The 2,193-nt window shown below is 55.5% G+C and carries 2 protein-coding genes and 1 pseudogene; 2 read left to right on the forward strand and 1 reads right to left on the reverse strand.

Annotated features, from left to right (window positions below; genetic code table 11):
- Positions 1-2 precede the first annotated feature (2 nt).
- Together ACM6I7_RS14515 and ACM6I7_RS14520 are read left to right on the forward strand one after the other, a co-directional pair.
- On the forward strand, positions 3-377 hold the full coding sequence (locus ACM6I7_RS14515) for a DUF6124 family protein (protein ID WP_414888784.1): 375 nt from the start codon (positions 3-5) through the stop codon (positions 375-377).
- Positions 378-518: 141 nt separating this feature from the next.
- Entirely contained in the window at positions 519-878 is a 360-nt protein-coding gene (locus ACM6I7_RS14520) for a DUF6124 family protein (protein WP_414888785.1), read from the forward strand.
- 169 nt (positions 879-1,047) lie between these two features.
- Here the strand turns inward: ACM6I7_RS14520 and ACM6I7_RS14525 are convergent.
- Positions 1,048-2,193, reverse strand: a pseudogene (locus ACM6I7_RS14525) (hypothetical protein); the annotation flags it as partial.

Raw genomic sequence — 2,193 nt, forward strand, 5'->3', positions numbered from 1 at the left:
CCATGTTCAAAGCCACACCCAACCCCCCGGACGCCGACCCGATCCCGTACGACCCGGCCCTCGACCCGCAGAAGATAAAAGCGGCAACCGACCGCGCCATCAACTTCTACCTCAACCCCGGCGCACTGAAGATCTCGATCCCTTCAACCTCGTCATGCAAGGCGAACAGAATCTTCCTCATCGACCCCACCGTGGACGAAGAAACCTTGCTCGTCGAAGCCTGTGAATCCCTCGCCGCCGCAAGTGACATGGCCCGCGATATCGGCGACACCGTCGACCACTCACAGCGCCGGGCCATGCTGATGCTGCATCAGGTGATCATGCTCAGTGAACTGATGGTCAACCGGGTACTCGACGGCCGCCGCGTGCCGAACTAACTGCTCGGTCCCCCTGTAGGAGCTGCCGCAGGCTGCGATCTTTTGATTTTGTTTTTCAAGATCAAGATCAAAAGATCGCAGCCTTCGGCAGCTCCTACAGGTCATCATTCTTCCAAAGTGCCTCGATCGGAGTTCCAGCTGATGCCCGAAACCCCACCCAATCCGCCAATTACAGACCCGGTATCGCCCTACGAATCCCTCAACTCGAGAAAACTCCACGAAGCCGCCGAACGCGCCCTCGACCACTACCTCGCGCCCGCGAACATCATGGCAACGCCGTACACCCCCAGCAGCATGTTCCTGGTCAACCCACAAACCGACACCGAATCCCTGCTGGCCAACGCCTGCGAATCCCTGGCCTCGGTCAAAGTGATGCTCGGTGATTTCGCCGGAACGCTGGAGGGGCCGAGTCGCAATACGGCGCTGGGCATTGCCCAAGTGGTGATGCTGGGCGAGTTGGCGGTGAATCAGGCGCTGGATAATGTTGTGCCCAAGGAATAGGCGCTGACAGTTCTGGCCTCTTCGCGAGCAAGCCCGCTCCCACAGTGGATCTTCGTTGGTCACAGGTTAAGTGCCCGGCAAAGATGCCTTGTAGGTGTGAGCCTGCTCGCGATTACCATAAAAAAATCCTTCCCCTTATCCCTCCGGCGCGTTGAAGGTGACAGACTATTTAGCTCTTGAAATCGATCGTTGTTATTCTGAGAAGATGACCATATGTCGTTGCAACCGTAGGCGTCATCACGAATTTGATTGCGTCGAACGCTTGACCGTTAGATGGGGCGACCTCTTTCTCATAATCACTTGGTTCTTGGTAGTAGGTTTCTAGGAGCAGCATTGAAGATATTACAGAATCGCTCCGTAAAAACTGAACATCGACGCGGCATCGAAAAAAAAAGTGAGAGCTACCTTTGATTATCGCACTCTTGGCAATTCCTTGTTTCAATGCGACGGAGTATTCAAATTTATTTTGAAAACTGGGGAGTGAGTAATTGCATCCCAGCCCGTATGGGAAGGTACCTATTGTCGAGCGATAAGGCACGCTGATGTGTGTAATAACTGTTACTTTGGTGTTCGTCCCCTCGAGGACGTCCCCTGGGTTTTGGATAGTTACTCCCTGTGGATATGACTTAAAGTCTTCAACGAGATCAACGAGATCGACCACAGTCACTGTCCACTCCCCCGACTCCGTCCCGCTCCCATACAACGCTTTGGCTTTGAACACATGCTTCGTACGTGTCAGCCCGGTCAGTTCAACAGTCCACATACCTTTGTCATCGGCCTTGGGCTTTTTGCCAGTGGAGGTAGCACCGTCGAAGATTTCCACTTCCTGCCCTAAAGCTGCGGTGCCCTCAAGCGTAATCGAGGTGTCTCCAGTCGTGCCGCCCGGGAGAATCTCATTCCCTTTGGAGTCTTCCGCTCCGGTAATTTCTGGCCGTACATCCTCAATCGCTTTGATCATATAAGTCCGCACCGGAAACTCCACCGCCTCACTCTCCACCGTGCTCTGACCAAGCGCCGCTTTAAACACCAATTCCAGATCGCTGCCATCCTGCAGAGCGTTGAGCTCATCGGCTGGAAGCGGAGCAGTGAAGAACCGGTCAGCAATCCAGTCGGGGTTGGTGAAGGCCGTCGGCGCACTCCAGATCTCGCGTGTGTAGGCGCTGCCGTCAGCATATGTCCCGCACAGGCGCAACCAGACGTATTGGTTGAGGGCGATCAGCGGCCAGTCACCCATGCGTACGGAAGCTTGGGTCAGGTTGCCGGTATGCAGTTCCGGGCCGGCGCCGTCGTTGTCGGCCTGCTCGATGGTGGGGCC

This window comes from Pseudomonas sp. IT-93MI4, assembly GCF_949767635.1.
Lineage (GTDB): Bacteria > Pseudomonadota > Gammaproteobacteria > Pseudomonadales > Pseudomonadaceae > Aquipseudomonas > Aquipseudomonas putida_A.